At 61.3% G+C, this 14,979-nt stretch carries 9 protein-coding genes; 6 read left to right on the forward strand and 3 right to left on the reverse strand.

Features of this window, described 5'->3' with window-relative positions; genetic code table 11:
• Positions 1 to 2: 2 nt before the first annotated feature.
• The 3 genes from AC559A_RS14285 to AC559A_RS14295 are packed head-to-tail and all read right to left on the reverse strand — an operon-like array spanning position 3 to position 5,865.
• On the reverse strand, positions 3 to 3,290 hold the full coding sequence (locus tag AC559A_RS14285; protein WP_498818422.1) for a chemotaxis protein CheB: 3,288 nt from the start codon (positions 3,288 to 3,290) through the stop codon (positions 3 to 5).
• A 37-nt stretch (positions 3,291 to 3,327) separates the two neighbouring features.
• Positions 3,328 to 5,028, reverse strand: a complete 1,701-nt coding sequence (locus tag AC559A_RS14290) for a glutamine--tRNA ligase/YqeY domain fusion protein (protein ID WP_498818423.1) — start codon at positions 5,026 to 5,028, stop codon at positions 3,328 to 3,330.
• A gap of 24 nt (positions 5,029 to 5,052) precedes the next feature.
• On the reverse strand, positions 5,053 to 5,865 hold the full coding sequence (locus AC559A_RS14295; protein WP_498818424.1) for a DsbA family protein: 813 nt from the start codon (positions 5,863 to 5,865) through the stop codon (positions 5,053 to 5,055).
• 323 nt (positions 5,866 to 6,188) lie between these two features.
• On the opposite strand from AC559A_RS14295, the gene AC559A_RS14300 reads away from it, so the two are divergent.
• From AC559A_RS14300 to cheB, 6 genes are all read left to right on the forward strand, one after another.
• On the forward strand, positions 6,189 to 6,845 hold the full coding sequence (locus AC559A_RS14300; RefSeq protein ID WP_498818425.1) for a chemotaxis protein CheW: 657 nt from the start codon (positions 6,189 to 6,191) through the stop codon (positions 6,843 to 6,845).
• The gene (locus AC559A_RS14305) at positions 6,842 to 8,476 is read left to right on the forward strand and encodes a CheR family methyltransferase (protein ID WP_498818426.1); all 1,635 of its coding nucleotides are present in this window, start codon (positions 6,842 to 6,844) and stop codon (positions 8,474 to 8,476) included. Before AC559A_RS14300 ends, AC559A_RS14305 begins: the two co-directional genes overlap by 4 nt.
• Positions 8,476 to 9,024: a chemotaxis protein CheW gene (locus AC559A_RS14310; RefSeq protein ID WP_498818427.1), complete on the forward strand. Its 549-nt coding sequence runs from the start codon at positions 8,476 to 8,478 to the stop codon at positions 9,022 to 9,024. Before AC559A_RS14305 ends, AC559A_RS14310 begins: the two co-directional genes overlap by 1 nt.
• 134 nt (positions 9,025 to 9,158) lie before the next feature.
• Positions 9,159 to 11,183 carry a methyl-accepting chemotaxis protein gene (locus AC559A_RS14315; protein WP_498818428.1) on the forward strand — a complete coding sequence of 675 codons (2,025 nt, stop codon included), beginning with the start codon at positions 9,159 to 9,161 and terminating at the stop codon, positions 11,181 to 11,183.
• A 120-nt stretch (positions 11,184 to 11,303) separates the two neighbouring features.
• Complete coding sequence (locus tag AC559A_RS14320) at positions 11,304 to 13,811, forward strand: hybrid sensor histidine kinase/response regulator (RefSeq protein WP_498818429.1); 2,508 nt, start codon at positions 11,304 to 11,306, stop codon at positions 13,809 to 13,811.
• A gap of 17 nt (positions 13,812 to 13,828) precedes the next feature.
• Entirely contained in the window at positions 13,829 to 14,878 is a 1,050-nt protein-coding gene (cheB, locus tag AC559A_RS14325; RefSeq protein WP_498818430.1) for a chemotaxis-specific protein-glutamate methyltransferase CheB, read from the forward strand.
• The last annotated feature ends 101 nt before the right edge of the window (positions 14,879 to 14,979 follow it).

A 14,979-nucleotide genomic window follows, 5' to 3' on the forward strand; every position in this document is an offset into this window, starting at 1 on the left:
GGTCAAGATGTTTCCAATCGCTTCAGGTAGCGCAGACAAACCTCACGCCCGTCATGCCAGTGAATGATCTTGTCCACGCAGCGAAAGTCGATATTCTTCAGGGTATTGTGATATTCTCGGACCATAACGCCATTTTCACCGGCGGACGCGACCTTCTCGGCGCAGCTCTCGCAAGGCTGATCCGTGCCCTGAATCCGTTCATGGCAGGTCCGCCCTACCAGGCCCTCGCCGAAAAGCCGCTCAATGGCCTTGTTGGCATAAAGAATTTCATGGTTTTCCATGTCCGCGACGTAGATACATTCATCAATGTCGTCGAACCAGTCGAAAATGTGCATTCGTTCAGTACGGAGAGCGTCTTCGGCCATTTTCCGTGCCGTGATGTCCAAGCACGAACCAATATAGCCGATGAACGCACCGTCCGTGGAAATTCGAGGATGCCCCTGGTCCAGAAGCCAGCGGTATTCCCCGTCATGGCGGCGCAGTCGATATTCCATTTCAAACGGCTCGCGCCGGTCGAAGGCTTCGGAGTAGATGCGCAGACATCGGGCATGATCCTCTGGGTGGACGCCTTTGGTCCAACCGTCCCCCTGCTCTTGCTCCATGGTCCTGCCGGTAAAGGCCAGCCAGGGTTCATTGAACCACATACACAGCTTGTCCGGGCCGGACATCCAGATCAAAGCCGGCGACGTGTTGGCCACGGAGGCGAAGCGCTGTTCCGACTCCCGCAATTCCTGCTCCACGGTTTTCAGCCGGGTGATGTCCACGAAGGTCAGCACGGTGCCGGAGTACACATTGGGACCGACCAAATACGGGGTGATCCGCATCAGATACCATCGATCGCCCTGGGCCCGGACCTCGGTTTCGATCATCTCCGTGGTCTCCTGGACCTTGCGGGCCATCTTCAGCAGGTCCATGTCCTCCAGAAAATGCACGATATGGGAGATGGGCCGACCGATGTCCTTTTCCATCAGGCGGAACAAGTCGGTGATTTTCGGAGAAAATCGCCGGACCTCGAAGTTTTCATCCAGCAGCAGCTTGCCCACCATGGAGGCGGCCATCAGGTTGTTCACGTCGTGGTTCAGTTCGGTCAACTCGATGATTCGGTTCTGGTATTCGGCGTTAACCGTGTACAGTTCCTCGTTGGTGGATTGCAGCTCCTCGTTGGTGGCCTGCAGTTCCTCGTTGCTGGCCACCAGTTCCTCGTTGGTGGCTTGCAACTCCTCGTTTGAGGTTTCCAACTCCTCAATGGTGGCTTGCAGGTTTTCCCGAGAGAATTGCAGTTCCTGTTCAAGATCGTTGATCCGTTGCTCGGCTTCCTGGCTCAGGTCGCAGGCGTCGGCAGCCCGAGCCATGCCGACCTGGGACACGGTCTGGGAGGCCTCCTCAATGAGTACCGCCACCAACGACGCCTGACCCTTGGCCATGGGCAAAGGCACGAACCGCAGGTTTACGGTGCGGGTGTCGACGGGCGTGGGCATGGGCAAGTTGTGAAACGCCACGTCCCTGCCCTGGCGAAAGACCTTCTGGATGCCCGTGGCCATGGGGATGGCCAGTTGCTTGGCGGCCATCTTGGTCACGTTCAGGGTCGGCTTGCCCGAGGGCAAACGCAGATACCCCTCGCTGTTCCCGATAATGTGCAGCACTTCCATCTGTTCGTTCACGATCAGGGCCAAGGGGATGTAGTGGGTGCTGACGGCGTCCAGGAAGCGCTCCAAAACCCGATCCGGGTCCCCGGAATGCAGGGCCTTGCGGGCCGCGGCGAACTGCCCTTTGACCTCCTGGACCCTGGTGTCGGTCACCGCCAACTGCATCGGTCCTCCGACCCGCTTCATCCGGCCCTTGGACTGGTAGAGCTTCCATTTATGATCCAAGGGGGCGAAGTATTCGGTCATGTCGCCGATGGTCTCGCTGGTACCCAGCAAAAGCAGCCCGTTTGGGTTCAGGGAAAAATTGAAAAACTCGAAAACCTTCTGCTGAAGGGAGGGCTGAAGGTAGATCAGCAGGTTGCGGCAGGAGATCAGGCTGATGTTGGTAAAGGGCGGATCCTTGATCAGATTGTGCTGGGCAAAGACCACCATTTCCCGGATGGTCCGGGAAATCTGGAAATGCTCGTCTTTTCGATGAAAAAACTTGGCCAGCCGCTGTGGGGAAACGTCCGCGGCGATGCTTTCCGGATAGGTGCCGTTGGCCGCGAAGTGGATGGCGTCCCGGTCGATGTCCGTGGCGAATATTTTGATATCCCGACTGACCTCAAGGTCGGCCAGGCACTCCCTGGCCAGAATCGCCAGGCTGTAGGCTTCTTCCCCGGTGGAGCAACCGGCCACCCAGAAGCGGATTTCCCGTGAGTCTATGCTCTGAATCAGTTCCTTGAGCCACTTTTGCCCCAATACGTCGTAGACGGAAGGATCTCGAAAAAAACTGGTCACGCCGATGAGCAGTTCCCGGAACAAGACCGCGGCCTCTCCGGCGTAGCTGTTCATAAACGCGACATAGTCCTTGATGTCCTTGACCTGGTTGATGGTCATCCGCCGCTCGATGCGGCGGTTGACCGTGCTGGGCTTGTAATAGGTGAAATCGACTTTGAACCGTTCCCGGAGAATGGAGAATATCCGGGTCAGACCTTCCTCCTCCTTGAACAGCATCTCCGCCCGCTCGGCCTTGGTCACGTAAGGATGTTTGACCCAGTTCAGGAGCTGTCCGGGCATTTCCTCCGGCGGGAGGATGAAATCGCACAGGCCAGTAGAAATGGCGGCCCGGGGCATGCCGTCGAACTTGGCGCTCTCCTCGTTCTGGGCCATGATCATCCCGCCGAATTCCTTGATGGCCCGGACTCCGCGCATCCCGTCACTGCCCGTGCCGGAAAGAATCACCGCCACGGCCCGCTCCCCCTGGTCCTCGGCCAGGGAATGCAGAAACACATCAATGGGGAGATTGATGCCCCGGGTGTGGTCCTGCTCCGAGAGCAGCAGCTTGCCGTGAAAAATGGTCAGGTTCTTTTTCGGCGGAATCAAATAGACGTTGTCGGCCTTGACGAGCATCCCCTCCTCGGCCCGGTGCACCGGCATCCGGGTCTTTTTGGAGAGCAGTTCCTTCATCAGGCTTTTGTAGTCCGGCGAAAGGTGCTGGACCACGACAAACCCCAGCCCGCTGTTCGGGACCATGCTCGTGAAAAAGGACTCGATGGCTTCCAAACCGCCGGCGGACGCGCCGATGGCCACGTAATGGGACGGGGAGGCATCCGATTGCGGCTGTCCGGCCTGCGGCGTGGAGGGCTTGTCAGTATTGGACATGGGGCTCGCGAAGATGTTGGGTGAGGGAAAACAAATTTCAGACCTGCTTGTTCTCCGCGGCCTGGACCTTGGCCCAGGTATCGCGCAGGGAGATGATCCGGTTGAAAATCAGTTCCTCCGGAGTGCTTTCCACGGGATCCACGCTGAAATAGCCCAGACGCTCGAACTGCCAGCGGCTGCCCGTTTCCGCCGCGGCCAAATGCGGCTCCACCAGACAGTTTTCCAGGACTTCCAGGGAGTCGGGGTTGAGATTGTGGCGAAAATCCTTGCCTTCCGGGGCTTCGTTGGGGTTGAGCGTGGTGAAGAGATGGTCGTAGATCCGGACCTTGGCCCGCTTGGCCGTCCGGGCGCAGACCCAGTGCAGGGTGGCCTTGACCTTGCGCCCGTCCGGAGTGCCTCCGCCCCGTGAGGCCGGGTCGTAAGTGCAGTGCAGCTCCATAACCTCGCCCAGGCTGTTTTTGATCACTTCCCGGCAGGTGATGTAATATCCATAGCGCAACCGGACCTCCCGGCCCGGCGCCAACCGGTAGAATTTCTTGGGCGGCTCCTCCATGAAGTCGTCCTGTTCGATGTACAGCTCCCGGCCGAAGGGAATCTCTCGCGAGCCCATCTCCGGGTTCTCCGGATGCAGGGGCGCTTCCAACTCGTCGATCTGGTCTTCCGGGTAGTTGGTGATCACCACCTTCAGGGGCCGCAGCACGGCCATCACCCGGGGGGCACGGACATTGAGCACCTCACGGACGCAGTGCTCCAGCATGGAAATGTCCACCGTGGAGTCGGCCCGGGCAACGCCGATCCGATCGCAGAACGTCCGCAACGCCTCCGGAGGCACGCCCCGCCGCCGCAGGCCGGAGATGGTCGGCATCCGCGGATCGTCCCACCCGGACACAGCCTTGTCCTGAACCAACTGGATCAGCTTGCGCTTGCTGAGCACGGTATAGCTCAGGTTCAGGCGGGCGAATTCGATCTGCTCCGGGTGGCACGGGGTTTCCAAGGCGTCCAGGAACCAGTGGTACAGGGGGCGGTTGTTTTCAAACTCCAGGGTGCAGATGGAGTGGGTGATCCCCTCGATGGAGTCGGACAGGCAGTGGGCGAAGTCGTACATGGGGTAAATGCACCAGGCGCTTCCGGTCCGGTGGTGGGCGGCCTTCTTGATCCGGTAGATCACCGGATCGCGCAGGCTGACGTTGGGTGAAGCCATGTCGATTTTGGCCCGAAGCACATGCTCGCCGTCCTCGAATTCCCCGGCCCGCATCCGGGCGAACAGCTCCAGATTTTCTTCAACGGTTCGGTCGCGGTACGGGCTGTTCCGGCCCGGCTCGGTCAAGGTGCCGCGGTAGGCCCGGATATCCTCGGCGCTCAGACTGCACACGTAGGCCTTGCCCCGGCGGATCAGCTCCTGGGCGTAGTCGTGGAGCCGGTCGAAATAGTCCGAGGCGTAGAACAGGTTGTCGCCCCAGTCGAAGCCCAGCCAGCGCACGTCGCGCTTGATGGACTCCACGTACTCCACATCTTCCTTGATCGGATTGGTGTCGTCGAACCGCATATGGCAGGCCCCGCCGAATTCCCGGGCCAGACCGAAGTTCAGGCAAATGGACTTGGCATGGCCGATATGCAGATAGCCGTTGGGCTCCGGGGGGAACCGGGTCGTCACCCGGCCGTCGTTTTTTCCGGCCCGCAGGTCTTCCTCCACGATGGTCTTGATGAAATTGGGCGCAATAGTGTTGGTGCTTGTCATATGATTGACTCCTTGATCGGTCCTTTAATTCGACCCGACCGAATCCCGCGTCTTGGCCAGTTCAATGACGCGCTGAAACTCGGACAACGGCACGGCTCCGCGCAGCGGAATGCCGTTGACCAGAAACATGGGGGTACCGCTGAAGCCGAATTTCCGGGCCTCATCCATATCGGCCTGGATCAACTCGGCCAGTTCCGGGCGCTTGCGGTCCTCGGCGAACCGCTCCGAATCGATGCCCAATTCAGCGACGATCTCCTGAAGCACGGCCTCGGCCCCGCCCCGCAACCGGCCCTGTTGTTCGAAAAGGCGGTCGTGCAGCTTCCACGCCGCATCGTGGCTTTGCAGGGCCGCGGCCTCGAAAGCCAAGGCCAATTCCTGGGAAACCGGGTTCAGGGGCAGGTGCTTGAAAACCAGGCGCAGTTCCCCGGCTTGATCCAGGGCCATCAGGCGTTTGACGGTCTCCGTGGCCTGACTGCAATACGGGCACTGGAAATCCGAATATTCGACAATCGTCACGGCGGCATCCGCATTGCCCCGGATGGGACGCTGGTCGGAAACTTCCGGAGTGCGCTCCACGGCCAGATCGGCCTGCTCCTGCCGACGGTGATCCGCCTCCCGCTTGGCCATCACGGCCTGTTCCAGAATTTCCACCAGTTCGAGGGGATTGTCCCGCAGGACGTCCAATACCAGTTCAGGATAGGCCGCAAACAGCTCCCGAACCTCGGACGGCGCGATATTTCCGGCCATGTCTTGCGCATCGGCCGCCTGGGGGGCAAGACAGGAGAAAACAAACGCCAAGGCCGGAACGATAAACAAAAGCCGCAAGGTTTTGATCATGGGTCAGTGTGCTCCAATCCGAAAAAACGTATTGATTTCGGCGGTCATTGTTATGATTAAAAAATCCGTCGGACCAGGGCATGATCGGCAACGCGCGCGACTGTTCCCGAACCGCCTTGAGACAAAAAACCACATTCGCAAAAGTAAGGGTTCATATCCCTTGCCCGATCGCTTGTAAACACGACCCTCAAAGAGGAGGCCACGACTGCTTGTGTCGAAGTGATACGATTCAAACATATTGCACGGCATGACCCTTTCCCGTAAGGACCACCAGTATAATGGAGACAGACCAGCACCCGGCCCCTTGACGGATACCCAGACCAATGCCCGAACACGATATCTACCTGCTCTTCCACGCCGCGAACCGACGCTATGCCCTGGCGGTTTCCGATGTCCTGCGCGTGGTCCCGGCCGCGGAAACCACGCCGGTGCGAAACATGCCCCCTTTGGTCCAGGGCGTGATCAACGTGGCCGGTGAGATTTTGCCGGTGATCGACATTCGGGTGCATGAAGGTGGCAAAGTTGAAACCATTGAGCCCAGCGATCGTTTCATTCTGACCCGGGCCGCCGGGCCGCCGCTGGCTCTCTTGGTGAACGGGGTGGATGGGGTTGAGGAACTGGAGGAAATACCGGTCTCGCTGCCCATGGATGCCGTGGCGTCGCGGGAAACGGATACACCGTGCCCAAGCCGCAAATCAGAGGATCAAGGATCAACCGAGGTTTCTGGCCATGCTCCTGAAAACGGCGCTGACCACGTCTCCGGCCAGGACGACCGCCCCGGGACGGCCGTGGTGGCCACGATGGACGGAGAAATCGTCCTGATCCGGAACATCCGGCATTTCGTTGCCGCGATAGCCGCGATGCTCCCGCCCCACCCAACATCAGACGCAATACCCGACCCAACATCAGTCGTCGCCAAAGACTCCTTGGAAGGCGAAACCATGCCGGAACCCGAACCGATAATCGAGACGCTCCCGTGACCGCCCCCTCTCGATCTGTCGCCGAACCTTCCCCGGAACTGCTCTCCCGGCTGGGAGCGCTGATCGGCGAAAAAATGGGCTTGCGGTTCTCCGAAGACAAGCTGGAGGACCTGCGGCGGGGCGTTCTGGAACTGTCGACGCTCCAGGGCTTTGAAAGCCCCACCGCATTTGTCCGCAATCTGCTGGACTCTTCCCTGAACGAGGAAGAGATCCAGCTTCTGGCCGGGCGGCTGACCACCGGGGAAACCTACTTTTTCCGAGAACAGAACATCCTGCGGGCCCTTCAGGAGCACGTCCTGCGGGAGGTGATCGCGGCCCGTTGGCCCCAGGACCGCACCCTGCGAATCTGGTGCGCGGGATGCAGTTCCGGCGAAGAGCCCTACACCATGGCCATGCTCCTGGACCAAACCCTCCCGGAACCCTCGTCCTGGACCATTCGTATTCTGGGCACGGACATCAACCCCCTGGCCCTGGAAAAAGCCCGTCACGGCATCTATTCCAGATGGTCATTCCGGGGCGTATCCGCCACCCTTCGCGACAGCCACTTTACGCCCGTGGGCAGCGACCGCTACGCGATCAAGCCCAGATTCCGGGCCAATGTTTCCTTCGCCCACCTGAACCTGGCCACGGACACGTATCCGTCCCTGCTCAACGCCACCTCCGGCCTGGACGTGATCGTTTGTCGCAACGTGATGATCTATCTCCTGCCTGAAACCATCCGCCGAGTGATCCATCGCTTTCACCGCTGCCTGGTGGACGGCGGATGGCTGATCGTTTCTCCCAGTGAAAGTTCCCAATTGCTGGCCACGGAGTTCACGCCCATCCACCTCACGGATGCCACGGTCTACCGCAAAGGTCCCCCTTCCGGTTCCCCCGAGACGTCCTTTTCCCCGACAACGGGGTGGAAAGCCGACACCACGATCCAAACCACCTTTTCAGCCCTGGACGGTCAGACGTCGATACCATCGCCATCCCCAGCATACAGGGCATCCAGTCCTGCGGCGGCGTCGCCGTTTACAGTCTCCAAACCGCCACCAGAAGCACCCCAAAAAGCAATCAGCGACCCGCCTCCAGCTTCATTGAGCAATGCATCAAAAGATAGTCCGGACCCGTCGTGGCCGGAGTACGAACAAGCGGCTCTAGCCGTTCAGGAGGGCCGGGCCGGTGAAGCCGAAGCCCTTTTACAGGCTCTGCTTTCCGGGGAAAACGCCCTGAACCCGCATCCCAGGCGACGCATCCGGGTCCTGCGGCTCATGGCCCGGATCCAGGCCGATCTGGGACGGTCGGACGCGGCCCTGGACTGGTGCGAACAGGCTCTGGCAGTGGACAAGACCGACCCTCAAGTGCTTTACCTCCAGGGCATGATTCTCCAGGAAATGGGCCGGGACAAGGATGCCCGGCAGCCCCTGAAGCGGCTGCTCTACCTTGATCCGGACTGCATCGCGGCCCATGCGGCCCTGGCCGGGATCGCCCTGCGGGAGCACGACTCCGGACAGGCCGAACGGTATTTCAACAATGTTCTGGATCTGCTGGCGGACCTGCCCCGTGACGCGCCCATTCCGGAAATGGGCGGCCTGTCCGCCGGAAGACTGATGGAAACCATTCATATGCTGCGCAAGGAGGGCCGCTGATGCAGGACGACACCGCGACCGTGGACCGCAAGCGGGCCATCCTCCGGGAGCGGGCCAAACTTTTGGCTCGCCGCGTCGAGACACCGGAAAGCCAGGGCCCGACCCTGGACATCGTGGAGTTCATTCTGGCCCGGGAACGCTACGCCGTGGAATCCATCCATGTCCGCGAAGTCCTGCCCCTGCGGGACCCGACCCCGGTCCCCTGCACCCCGGCCTTTGTCCACGGCATCGTGAACATCCGAGGCAAAATCCTGTCCGTGATCGACCTGCGCCTGTTTTTCGATCTGCCCCGATCCGCAACGAACCAGGACAAAAATCAGACGCCCAAAGTGGTGGTCCTGGCCTCGCAAACCATGAGCCTGGGCATCCTGGCCGAAGCCTTGGTCGGGGCCGGTTCCGTGCCCCTGGCAAACCTGAACCCACCCCTTCCGAACCTGGAAGGCGTCCCCAGGGCCTATCTGCGCGGCGTGCTCGGCCCCGACCTGATCCTCCTGGACGCGCTCAAACTCCTGAACGACCCGGCCATCGTGGTCAATGAAGAACCTTGATCATCGACAAGGATAAAGAAAGAAGGACTTTGTGCGCTGATGGCCGACTGGTGTGTGATGGTATACAAGGCCAAATCCTGACTCCTGACTCCTGACTTCTGAATTCCACTATCCTTCGACCCTCGGAGCACATCATGCTGGATATGGCAAACCTGAGCATTGGAAACAAACTTGGCTGGGGCTTCGGCCTGGTGGTGGGCATCGCCGTGATTTTAGGGCTGGTGGGTTATTATGGCATTTCCAAAACCGAACAGGCCGTGCTGGAAATTGGTTCGGCCCGGTTGCCCGGCGTCTCCAGTCTGCAGGAAATCAAGGTCGAGGCCGAACGAATCCGCAGTGCACAGCGTATCCTGGGCATACATGGAGTCCCCATCCAGACCCGGCAGCTCCAGTATCAGGAGATGGAGCGGATGAACCAGCGCCTGCACACGGCCCGGAATATCTACGAAGAGTTGGAGCACTCCCCGAAGAATGCCGAGCTGTGGCGCTCCTTTTCCACGGCCTGGGAGGCCTGGCAGGTCGAAAGCGCCACCTTTCTGGAACGCAGCCGGGAATTCGACATCCAGGGCATCGAAGGTCCCAGGGAAGTTACCCGCCAGATCGAACGGTTCATGAAGGACCACTATATTCTGGTCCAGCAGATTCTGCACTTGATCTACCGCGAAAACGAGTTTTCCGGGGGTGATGACCCGACGGCCTGCAATTTCGGGCAGTGGCTTCCGACCTTCCGCTCCGACAACCAGAAACTCACCGAACTGCTGCGGGCCTTTGTCGGCCCGCATAATCGCTTCCATAAAACCGTTGGACGGATCAGGCAGGCGGTGGATCAGGGCCGTCAGGTTCAGGCCGAAACCCTGTATCTCCACGACATGATTCCGGCCAAGGATGAAGTTTTCAGTCAATTCGCGGAAATGCTGGCCATTGCCAACCACTCGGCCCAACTCCTGGAACATGCCCGTGTCCAGCTCCTCGGCCCGCTGACCGAACGCCAGGAAGCCGCTCTGGCCATTCTTGACCAACTGGTCGCCCTGAACATGGACATGGCCGGACAGACGCTGCGGGAAGCCGAAGCCCAAAGTACCCTGTTGCGCGCTCTGAGCCTGATCGCCATGGTCCTGGGACTGCTCCTGGGGGTGTTCCTGGCCGTGTCTATCACTCGCGGCGTTTCCGGACCTATTGCCACCGGAGTGAACCTGCTCAAGGAAATCAGCGCCGGGGATCTGCGCAAGGAAGTTCCGGAAAAGCTGCGTCATCGCCGGGATGAAATCGGCGTACTGGCCCGGGCCCTGCACGACATGAGCACGGCCTTTCGCTCCCAGTTGCGGGACATCGCCGAAGTTTCCACCACCCTGGGCGCTTCGGCCGGGCAGATTTCCGCCTCGGTCACCCAGGTCACTTCCAGCGCCCAGGAAAGCGCCGCCGCAGTGACCGAAACCGTGGCCACGGTGGAGGAAGTCAAGCAGACCGCCCGGATCACCACCGAAAAAGCCCGGGACGTGGCCGAGAACGCCCAGCAGGGTCTGCGGACCGCCCAGGCCGGCCAGCAGACCACCGAAACCCTGGCCCAAGGCATGCATCGCATCAATGACCAGATGACCTCCATCGCCGAAACCATCATGAAACTCAGCGACCAGACCCAGGCCATCGGGGAAATCACCGCCAGCGTGGACGATATCGCGGAACAGTCCAACCTCCTGGCGGTCAACGCCGCGGTGGAGGCGGCCCGGGCCGGGGAAGCCGGGCGTGGTTTCGCCGTTGTGGCCCAGGAAATCCGCAGCCTGGCCGAACAATCCAAGCAGTCCACGCGCAAGGTTCGGGCAATTCTCAATGACATCCAGAAAGCCACCGCCGCCGCGGTCATGGCCACGGAACAGGGCGGCAAGGCCGTGGACCAGGGGGTCCGGGAGGCTCGGGAAGCCACCACGGCCATCCAGACCCTGAACAAGACCTTCACCGAATCCGTGCAGTCCGCCGCCCAGATCGCCGCGGCCAACAAAGAGCAGCTCCTGGGCATGGACCAGGTCTCCCAGGCCATGGTCAACATCAAGGAAGCCGGGAACCAGAACGTAGCCGCCATGCGCCAACTGGAAGCCGCGGCCCGCGGCTTGCGGGACATGGGGACCAAGCTGGGAGAGTTGATTGGGAAGTACAAGATATGAGGTACAGGGGTTCACGGTTCAGCGGTTGGTGGCAGCGCGATTGTTCAACCTCTGAACCGTGAACCTTAGCTAAAACCTCTGAACCACTAAACCCCTGAACCCTTGAACCGTTGAATCATTATGCCCCTGTCCGACGCCGAATTCCTGCGCGAGCTGCGCAAGACCTTTGCCCTGGAGGCCGAGGAATACCTTCAGACTATTGTTCGCGGACTGGTTGACCTGGAGCGGGGGGATGATCCCGGCCGGAGCAAGCAGATCGTCGAGGAGGTCTTTCGCTCGGCCCACAGTCTGAAGGGAGCGGCCCATACCGTGGACATGCAAGGGGTCGGCGAGGTTTGTCACGCCCTGGAAAATATTTTCCTGGCCCTGCGCAACGACAAACTGGTCCTGCAACCCCAGGACTACGATACGCTGCAACGCACCGCGGACGCCGTGGCCAAAATCCTCGCCGCGCCGGATGCGCCGGAATGCGTTGCTGACCGGGACGTCCTCGCGGCCCTGGACCGGATCGTCGGCCAGGAAGCCCGCCTGGTTCCTTCAGCCCGCGCCCGGAAACGAATAGTCCCCAAGCCCTATCTTTCCAAACCAAGGCCGTTGGAAAGCGACCCATTCCAGCACCCAGGGGAAGCAAGGATATCCGCACCGGAGCGACCTTCAGGCGATGAAACCGGACTGGCCGGAAAAGGTATTCCCCCGGACTCACAAACCAATGCCGTAGTTCCGGAACAGGGTCCGCCACCACGCCCCGGCCCCCTGGAACCTGAACCGCCGGAACCCGGGCCGACGGAGCAGTCGGAAACGCCCACGGCCCAGAGCTGTGCCGCGCCCGCCTTGGAAGCCGTTGCGGATCCGGGCGCGGAGATCATTCGGGTTTCCGCCGGTCGGCTGGATGCCATTCTGTTGCGGGCCGAGGAGTTGGTTTCCATCAAACTGGCCTTGGAGCAACGCACTCAGGAGCTTACGGACCTGCTGGCCCTGTTCGGCCCATGGAAGCGCCACTGGCGGCAATTGGAGGACAAGGCCAGACGGACCGTCCGAAAACAAGATCAGGCTGAGGCCGCGGCGACAATCAAGGACATATCCGCCGTGGTCCAGGGCTGGGACTGGAACCAGTCTCCATTGCCGGTCCTGGAGGAACGGCTGGAGGCCATGCGTTCGGCTCTGAGCGCCCAAACCCACGGCGCCGGCCTGCTCATCACCGACCTGCTGGAAAGCACCAAGTCCGTGCTGATGCTTCCAGCGGCCACCCTCACCGCGGCCCTGCCCCGGACCGTGCGCAACATCGCCCGGAGCCAGGGCAAGGAAGCCGTACTGAATGTCTTTGGTGCGGAAATCGAGGTGGACAAGCGCATCCTGGAACGAATCAAGGACCCGCTGATCCACTTGGTCCGCAACTGCATCGACCACGGCCTGGAACCTCCGGACCGACGCCGGGAACGGGGCAAGCCGACCACCGGAACCGTGAGCCTGGAATTCTCCCAGGCCCATGGCAACCTGCTGCGGATCGTGATTGCGGACGACGGCTCGGGCATTGATCCGGAAAAGGTTCGCAAGAGCGCCCTGAAACGTGGATTGATCACCCCGGAGGAAGCCCGGTCCCTGGACGACCAGGCATCCCTGAAGCTGATCCTGCGCTCCGGGGTTTCCACCAGCGGAATCATCACGGACATTTCCGGTCGCGGACTGGGCATGGCCATTGTCCTGGAAGCGGTGGAGGCCCTGGGCGGAGACATCCTCATCCAGTCCCGGATCCATGCCCGAACCGAATTCACCATCACCCTGCCCATGTTCCTGGCCGGAGTCCGCGGCCTGCTGGTCCGGGAATCCGACCAGGTTTTCGCCCTGCCGGCGGCGCATGTGGAAAGCACGCTGCGCGTGGCTCGCGACGCGGTCTATACCGTTGAAGGGCGGGATACCATTGCCCCTCGGGGCGTTCCGGTACCGCTTTACCGCCTGGGCCGGATTCTGGAAATGACCGAGCCGCCCCCCGTCACGGCGGAATCCGGCTTCCTCTCCGTTGTCCTGCTTCAGGCCGGACGACGGCACATGGCCTTTTCCGTGGACGAGGTGCTCAATGAACAGGAAATCCTGATCAAGGGGCTGGGCCGACAATTGCAAAGGGTGCGCAATGTTTCCGGAGCGGCGGTGCTCGGCTCGGGCCGGGTCGTTCCGGTGCTCAACGTCAACGATCTGCTGCGCTCCGCGGTCCAGGCCGCCCCGCATTCCCGTTCCGCCTTTGCCGCGTTCCAGGACAGGCCGGCAACACGCCGGGTTCTGGTGGCCGAGGATTCCATCACCTCCAGGACCCTGCTCAAAAACATTCTCACCGCGGCCGGGTACGCCGTCCGGGTCGCCGTTGACGGGGCCGCGGCCTGGAGCCTCCTGGGAGACGAACCGGCGGACGTTGTGGTATCGGATGTGGAAATGCCGCGGATGAACGGCTTCGAACTGACCGGGCGAATCCGCTCCGACAAACGAACGGCCCATATCCCCGTGGTCCTGGTCACCTCCCTGGAATCCAGAGAGGACAAGGAACGCGGCATCGACGTGGGCGCGGACGCCTACATCGTCAAAAGCAGTTTCGATCAGAGCAACCTGCTGGACGTGCTGCGCAGACTGGTCGGGTAACCAAGGAGCAGAGGCACATGACCACGGTGCTCATCGTCGACGATTCCAAGTCCGTCCGGGACTACCTCGAACACCTGATCGGCTCGGACCCGGAACTGCGAATCATCGGCAAGGTGGACAATGGACGCCAAGCCCTGGAATTTCTGGGCCGACAACGCCCGGACGTGATCACCATGGACATCCAAATGCCGGAGATGGACGGATTTGAGACCACGCGGCGGATCATGGAGACCGATCCCGTACCCATCGTGATCATCAGCTCGCTCTGGAGCCCGGGGGAGGTGGTCAGGACGTTTCAGGCCATGGAAGCCGGAGCCGTGAGCATCCTCCAAAAACCGGCCGGCATCGGACATCCGGGCCATGCCGATTCCAGGGAAGAGCTGCTGAAATCCATCAAACAGGCCGCCTTGGCCAAAGTTCGCCGTCTGCGCCGCCTGTTTCGCGACGATCCTCGAACCGCTCCGTCCCCCTCTGCATCGAACGAGGCCGCCAGAAACGTCCAGGTCGTGGCCATGGGCGCATCCACTGGCGGGCCTCCAGCCATTCAACAACTCCTCGCCGCCCTGCCCACGGACTTTCCCGCGCCCATTCTGGTCGTCCAGCACATTGCCTCGGGCTTCACCAGCGGCTTCGTGGACTGGCTGGGAGGAACCATTCGCCTGCCGGTGCACCTGGCCGGAGACGGCCTCCCACTCCTTCCCGGCCAGGTGTACGTGGCCCCCGAGGGAACGCATCTTCTGGTCGGCTTCCGATCCACCGCCCGGCTCTCCGCCGACCCGCCGGAACATGCCATGCGCCCGGCGGTTTCCTGTCTGTTCCGTTCCGTGGCCCGAACCTGCGGGCGGAACGGAGTCGGCATCCTGCTCACGGGCATGGGCCGCGACGGTGCGGCGGAACTGAAGCTGATCAAGGACGCCGGGGGGATCACCTTTGCCCAGGACCGGGCCACCTCGGTGATCCACGGCATGCCCGGAGAAGCCCTCAGACTCGACGCCTGCACCCACGTCCTGCCCCCCCAGGACATCGCGGCCACCTTGGTCAGCCTGGCAGGCGCAACCAAACCCTGAAACCCCAACCCAACCAGGCAAGCAACCGCGAACCAGATTGGCAGTCAATACCCGCATGTTCCCGAATCGAAATCGAAATCGTGATCGAAATCGGCTTCAAA

It is taken from the genome of Desulfonatronum zhilinae (genome assembly GCF_900182865.1).
GTDB lineage: Bacteria > Desulfobacterota > Desulfovibrionia > Desulfovibrionales > Desulfonatronaceae > Desulfonatronum > Desulfonatronum lacustre.

Coding starts and splice junctions, on each gene's coding strand:
- AC559A_RS14290 (WP_498818423.1), bottom strand. CDS start 5,028: ATGACAAGCACCAACACTATTGCGCCCAATTTCATCAAGACCATCGTG.
- AC559A_RS14315 (WP_498818428.1), top strand. CDS start 9,159: ATGCTGGATATGGCAAACCTGAGCATTGGAAACAAACTTGGCTGGGGC.
- AC559A_RS14295 (WP_498818424.1), bottom strand. CDS start 5,865: ATGATCAAAACCTTGCGGCTTTTGTTTATCGTTCCGGCCTTGGCGTTT.
- AC559A_RS14310 (WP_498818427.1), top strand. CDS start 8,476: ATGCAGGACGACACCGCGACCGTGGACCGCAAGCGGGCCATCCTCCGG.
- AC559A_RS14300 (WP_498818425.1), top strand. CDS start 6,189: ATGCCCGAACACGATATCTACCTGCTCTTCCACGCCGCGAACCGACGC.
- AC559A_RS14320 (WP_498818429.1), top strand. CDS start 11,304: ATGCCCCTGTCCGACGCCGAATTCCTGCGCGAGCTGCGCAAGACCTTT.
- AC559A_RS14285 (WP_498818422.1), bottom strand. CDS start 3,290: ATGTCCAATACTGACAAGCCCTCCACGCCGCAGGCCGGACAGCCGCAA.
- cheB (WP_498818430.1), top strand. CDS start 13,829: ATGACCACGGTGCTCATCGTCGACGATTCCAAGTCCGTCCGGGACTAC.